This is a genomic window from Methylophaga sp. UBA5088 (assembly GCF_002414625.1).
Lineage (GTDB): Bacteria > Pseudomonadota > Gammaproteobacteria > Nitrosococcales > Methylophagaceae > Methylophaga > Methylophaga marina.
The window spans coordinates 1-6,262 of record NZ_DIAC01000012.1 but is presented as its reverse complement, the minus strand read 5'-3'; the positions used below and the strand labels follow the sequence as shown (position 1 = coordinate 6,262).

General features: G+C 44.0%; 4 protein-coding genes. All 4 read right to left on the bottom strand.

The features are described 5' to 3' along the window. Positions 1 to 1,378 (bottom strand): hypothetical protein (locus B4K20_RS01900; protein WP_289281695.1); only part of this gene is annotated, 1,378 nt, incomplete at its 3' end. Beyond that, entirely contained in the window at positions 1,375 to 3,174 is a 1,800-nt protein-coding gene (locus tag B4K20_RS01895; RefSeq protein ID WP_289281694.1) for a vWA domain-containing protein, read from the bottom strand. The genes B4K20_RS01895 and B4K20_RS01900, both read right to left, overlap by 4 nt. A 108-nt stretch (positions 3,175 to 3,282) precedes the next feature. Then, positions 3,283 to 4,473, bottom strand: a complete 1,191-nt coding sequence (locus B4K20_RS01890; protein WP_007144755.1) for an O-succinylhomoserine sulfhydrylase — start codon at positions 4,471 to 4,473, stop codon at positions 3,283 to 3,285. Between the two features lie 129 nt (positions 4,474 to 4,602). Continuing rightward, positions 4,603 to 6,262, bottom strand: a 1,660-nt coding sequence (locus B4K20_RS01885) for a TonB-dependent receptor domain-containing protein (RefSeq protein WP_289281693.1), incomplete at its 5' end; no start/stop codon positions are given.

Genomic DNA, 6,262 nt, shown 5'->3' with positions numbered 1-6,262 from the left:
CGTCAGCCAAATTGCTTTCATCATTGCCTTTGGACTCATCAGGCGTAACAGCTCCAGGCTCATTACCATCTTCGTCGATGTCACTACTAATGTCATCGACTGATTCAGTCGGTATGACTGCTTCGTTTTCAACGTCAAGAGCTTGAGTCACATCAACTGGTTGCTGCTCATCTTGAGCCTCACTGCTGTCAATTTCATCAGTTATGGTTTCATCTAGTGTCAGCTCAGACTCATTATCTTCGTTATCGATTTCAGTATCTGAATCTGTCTCAACTGATGTTTGCTGCTTCTCTTCGTTGTCTTGCAGTGACGACAAAATATCATCCACAGCCCCCGGAATTTCAATCTCATCTGTGACTTCGGTAAAGCGTTGAAGCTCTTCATCGGTGAGCTCTTCCTGTTGGACTGAATCAGCTTCATCAGCAATACCATTGATTTCAACGACATCAACTGGCTCGTTGCGAATCTCTGTCTCTCTAGTCTCGTTTGTATTGTCTGGGTCAGAAACACTTGCGTTTTCATCTTCCAGTGAAAAATCGTCCCCGTCTAATAACGCATCCAGTTCTTCATTAGATAAGATGGGCTCTTCTTCTGGAGATGAGTCGTTGTTAGCAGGTATTTCAGCATTAGGGGTGTCAGTATCAGCTGCGTCTTCAGGCTCGGTTGGCTCACTGACATCTGTCTCAGGTGAGAGTGATGGAACCTCGGCCTGATCATCGAATACCTGATTTATCTCATCGCCATCACCAAAGGTTTGCTCTTCCTGAGGTTCAGGTACCTCGTCAATTTCTGCTGGCGTTTCCTCTTCGGTCACACTCTCATCAATCTCAACATCCTCTTTCTCAGTTGGAAGCACAGCTGCCGCAGCCATTGAAGCCCCTGTCAGTTGTTGATACTGACTCAGTAAACGTTCCATCGTTTGTGCCGCGTGATCAATCTGTTGCTGTAAATCATCTGCGGTTGGTGCCGTTTCTTCAGATTGTTGAGACTTAGCGTGTGAACCAACTGGCTCGATGTTCAATGCCGCATCAACGGCTTGCTCAACCAGGCCAGGAATAGCTAAAAACGCTTTATCATCCTGTTCTATATAGGTTTTGATAAGACTTTTTTGTATGCGACGTTCACGCTCAAGAAAGTCGTTTACTTCCGCTTTGAGCGCTTCATCACTTAGGGCGTATTTTTCATGTAAAACCTGACTGAGATTTTGCTCTCTCGATATCTGGTCCCGCTTAATTTTTTTTACGGCGTTGGTGCCGGCATTATGAACTTTCCGCCTTTTTTTTCGATTACTTATTAATAAAATGCCAGCAATAACAGCAAAAATCAGAGCCAGTTCATACGCCAGGAACTCGAGCATTGGATCGGTTAGATTTATCAAAGCATATCTCCCACCGCTGCGGTTGCTGCATTCTGTCTTCGCCACCAGATAACGCCAGCTATCAGTAGAGCTAAGATAATGGCATTACCTATCAGAAGTTTTGTGTTATCAGATATTGAGATACCTGATTCTTCATTATCCTCGCTTAGCATCAAGTCATCATCCAAGGGCATAATATCGACGTCAGCTGCATCTTCACCTGTAATCGGTTCCAGAATGGGAGCAAGTTCTTCATCAAATAATTCAGCAGCTGGTTCAAGCGCTAATTCATCTTTCAACGTGATAGGCTCAGCTTGTAAAAAAACCGGACGTCCTTCAGGCGTTTCACCGCGTAACTGAAGCGATAATTCGTAATCGGCATCTTTCGTGAGTTCAGTTAATGTCAGCTGCCAATTGTTCGTATCCGTTTTCTGCATCTCGTATGGCCACTCGCTACCATTTTCTTCTCTTAATAATGCTTTTATCGACAAAGAATCTGGTTTTATTAGGGTTGGTTCGACCTGAACCTGTATACGATGACTTCGACTATCGCCAGGTAGACGTTCCGAATCAACATAGTAAGGCGCTGCTATCACATTGATACTTTGGCGTCTCTGACGTTCAAACGTCGCACTTTTCAAGGTGACAATCACATCCTGACGTCCAGCGGTGAACTCCTCACCCAATTTGGCATTAAACTGACTTTTTTGTGGGTCCAATGTCATCGACAACTGCTTTTCTTCCAGCTCAGAATTTTGTTTGAGTGAGCCGTCAACCAACTCCAGAAAATCGTTTCGTGTAATGTGTTTTCCGTGATCAGTTAATGTCGCGTGAAAATCGAACTTTTCCCCTTTCAGCACATTATTAGGTAAATCACTGGTTTCCAGTTTCATATCCGTGACAACCATTACCCTGTTATCCGGATCAAGCTGAGCATCAATTCGCCACTCGCCCGTCGCCGGGTTTTCAATGGTAATCAGATCAAAACTATCTTCATGTAACCAACGCAATTTATCTGATTGATCCAACTCGGTGAGGGTTCTACCGTCGGGTGTTTTAAGTTGTGTTTCTGCTGATCCTGCTTTTCGAAAAGCCAGCACTGTCATTTCATTGACACTGCTATCGATTTTGAACTGATTATCAGCGAGAGGAACAGTGTCTGGCTGGGTGGCTTTTTCGAACATATGAAGGAAAATACGTTGCAAATCATCAGCCGTATTGGCTTGTTGATACCAGCCATCCGTTTCCATTGAGATAGCTTTCAGCAGTTCATGATCGGCATTATCTGACAGGGCAATTGTGTGAACGGCGAGATTCGCCGCTTTTAGTCTAGGCACAATCGCATTGAGGATGCGCTGGCGAGAGGCTTCGCTGGCTTTTTGTCCTGGTTGTAAATCAACAAAACCATCAGACAATAAAATCAAGCTTTGACGTTGTTTAGGATCGTTTTTTATGCCTGTTTTTGTGGCTTTTTCTAAGGCTAGCTCGATATTAGTATAGAGACCAAGGGAGTGAATTTTTGAGGATTTTTCAATCGCTTTCTGTCGCCAGTCATCATCAACTTTTTGCCATGGCACCAGCATATTGACCATCTTAGCAAAGGTCCAAACCCCTGAGTTTGCGTCATCTGGCATGAGCCCCACTAACATTCTCAGCGCAGGTGCTCGCAGGTTTTTGGGATCATTCTTTTTCATGCTGCCCGAGACATCTATCACAACACGAACATCACTACTGGGTGTTTCAGCCGCTTGTGCAAGCTTTGTTGGCATAGTCACCAACAAAGCTAATGGCAATGCGATCTTTAAGAAATCTAACATAGCAATCTACCTTGTTCATTATGCTGTCAGCTTCTGTCTTTACGCTTTTTAAAGACATTTTTTTGACAGCCACTCCAATCTAGGCAGGGCTATGCAGGTTTTGTGCCGTTATTTAATAGCAGCAAAGCCGCGGGCTAAATCCGCTTTAATATCATCCACACTTTCAAGGCCGATAGAGAGTCGTAACATTCCATCAGTGATGCCAGCTGCAGCGCGTGCTTCTTCAGTGAGACGTCCATGTGTTGTTGTTGCAGGATGCGTGATGGTCGTTTTGCTATCACCTAAGTTCGCGGTGATAGACAGCCACTCCAAAGCGTTAATGAGAGACCATGCATCCTTCTTACCGCCTTTGATTTCAAAAGCAATAATGCCACCAAATGCTGACTGCTGTTTCTTAGCTAATTCGTGCTGTGGATGCGATGGTAAGCCTGAGTAAAACACATGGCTTACTAAAGGTTGCGACTCTAGCCAGCTTGCTACCTCAAGTGCTGACGCAGAATGGGCTTTCATTCTGAGATCCAGGGTTTCCAGACCTTTGAGGAAGGTCCAGGCATTGAATGGACTCATCGTCGGTCCTGCTGTACGCAAGAAACCATATACGTCTTCACCAACACGTTTAGCATCGCCAACCACCGCACCACCAATACAACGGCCCTGGCCATCGATGTATTTTGTAGCTGAATGCACAACGATATCAGCGCCAAACTCCAACGGTCTTTGTAATGCCGGCGTACAGAAACAGTTATCGACAACCAATAAACAATCATTGGCCTTGGCAAGCTCAGAAAGCGCTTCCAAATCTGCAATTTCATTCATTGGATTAGAAGGCGTTTCTAAAAACAGCATTTTTGTTTCTGGCGTAATAGCGGCTTTCCAGTCATCTAAATCAATCAGCTTCACATAGCTGGTGCTGACACCAAACTTGGATAAATATTTATCAAACAACACACGTGTAGTGCCGAAAATACTCATCGACGAAACGATATGATCACCGGCTGATAATAAGGCCATCATTGTCGATAAAATCGCCGACATGCCAGATGAAGTAGCAACACAGGACTCACCACCTTCCAAAGCAGCTAAACGCTGTTCAAAAGTGCGAACGGTGGGATTAGTAAAACGAGAATAGATATTACCCGGCTCATCACCACCAAATCGTGCTGCAGCTTGCTCTGCACTTTCGAAGACAAAGCTGGACGTTGGGAATATAGGTTCAGACTGTTCTGACTCGGCAGTTCTTTTGTGACCAACTCGAACGGCTTTGGTAGCAAAGCCTTTATTGTCATATTTATCTGTCATGGGAGTTCAACATAAAAAAGATGTAACAATTCTATATTTTTAGCAGGCTACTGACCAGATGAATCCTGAGTTTCAGTCAAAAAAATACCCGAAACTTGTTCGGGTATTTTTTATGAAGCCTAGTCGGTTTTATGGTTGATAGCTCAGAGATAACATCACTGTTCTACCAAGGCTATTGTATGTATCCGCTGTCTGGTAGTCTTTATTGAGCATATTTTCACCAGTGAGTCTGACAGTCCATTCCGGTTTGAATTGGTAAGCGACTCTCAGATCAACTAATCCATATCCACCCAAACGGTTGGTATTAGAGGCATTATCATAGCTCTTTCCTCTCAGCTTTAGACTGCCGCCCACAGACCACTGATGATTGATGGCGTGATCCAGGTTAATGTTAGCCAATTGTCTGGCTCGTCTTGCTAATGTATTACCCGTGTCCGTGTCTTCTGGGTCGAGAATAGCTGCGTTGAAATTGACATCCCATCCAGACAGCTGGGTTGATGCATCAAATTCAATCCCTTTTATCTCAGCTTCATCAACATTCACGTACGTGTTGCCCTGAAATGACAATAAATCCCTTACTTTGTTTTTGTAGAGATTAACTGACCATGTTCCCCAGCTTGGCGTGGACTGTAGAGCAATACCATAATTTTTTGACTTTTCTGCATCTAAATCTGGGTTACCGACAAACCAGCCAAAATCAGGGGCGTAGAGCTGATTAAAGGTCGGGGCTTTAAACGCCGTACCAGCGCTTGCAACAAACCGGATGTCATCCGTTACAGACATACCCCATTCAGCAGTTCCAGTCGTCTCATCACCGAATGCTTCATTGTCATCATAGCGAGCACTAATCATCCAGTCATGAATATTTGCCTGACCTTGCCAGCTGGCAAACACAGCATGATTGTCTCGTGATGTTTCACGATAGTCATAGGCTCCATCAACGCGGTCATTATCTAAATCGATGCCTACATTTAGTTTGTTTTTTTCATTCAGCGTCAGTGTGTTAAGCCAACTTATCGTTCTGTGGCGTGTATTAAAGTCATTACCTGCGATGTTGTCAGCGTAGGCTTGAGATTTATCTCGTGACTCTGACAACGTAAAGGATGTCAGCCATAAGTCGTTAATATTGATACTTGTATTGACTCCAACGACTTGTTCCACAACTTTACTGGATGGATTACCAGAGCCATCATAGTATGCACGACCTTGTGTCCTTAATAAGGTCGTACCAACTTGCCAATCATTTGTGATTTTGTGCTGAACATTGAACGATAGACTATTATTTCTGTATCCATCATGATCTGGATCCGTTGTTTCTCTGACATCAATACCGTTCGATGATAAGTGACTGTAACTAAGGTTATATTTAGTATTTTTGGTGCCACCACTCACACCTGCTGACGCGGTTTGAGTATTTTTTGTTCCAGTAGCGATAGAGAAAAACGGCTTTATTTCACCTTCCTGACCTTTTCTGGTGAAAATTTGAATAACACCACCAATAGCTTCTGATCCATATACACCGGATCTCGGCCCTCTCACGATTTCTATCCTATCAATAAGCTGAACAGGAAAGTGTTGTAAGGCCGATCCACCTGATGTCGCTGAAAACCATTTGACGCCATCGACAAGTACGAGAACATGGTCTGAATTCGAACCTCTTATGAATAAACTCGTGCTATTTCCGAGCCCACCATTTCTTGCCATATCGACGCCAGGTGTTCTTGATAAAAGTGTTGGAAGATCATTGATTTGTAATTTTTCGATTTGCTCCCGCGTAATCACCGTGGTC

Bases quoted from the DNA above. Each gene is read 5' to 3' on its own strand.
- B4K20_RS01890 (WP_007144755.1), bottom strand. From the start codon at position 4,473: ATGACAGATAAATATGACAATAAAGGCTTTGCTACCAAAGCCGTTCGA.
- B4K20_RS01895 (WP_289281694.1), bottom strand. From the start codon at position 3,174: ATGTTAGATTTCTTAAAGATCGCATTGCCATTAGCTTTGTTGGTGACT.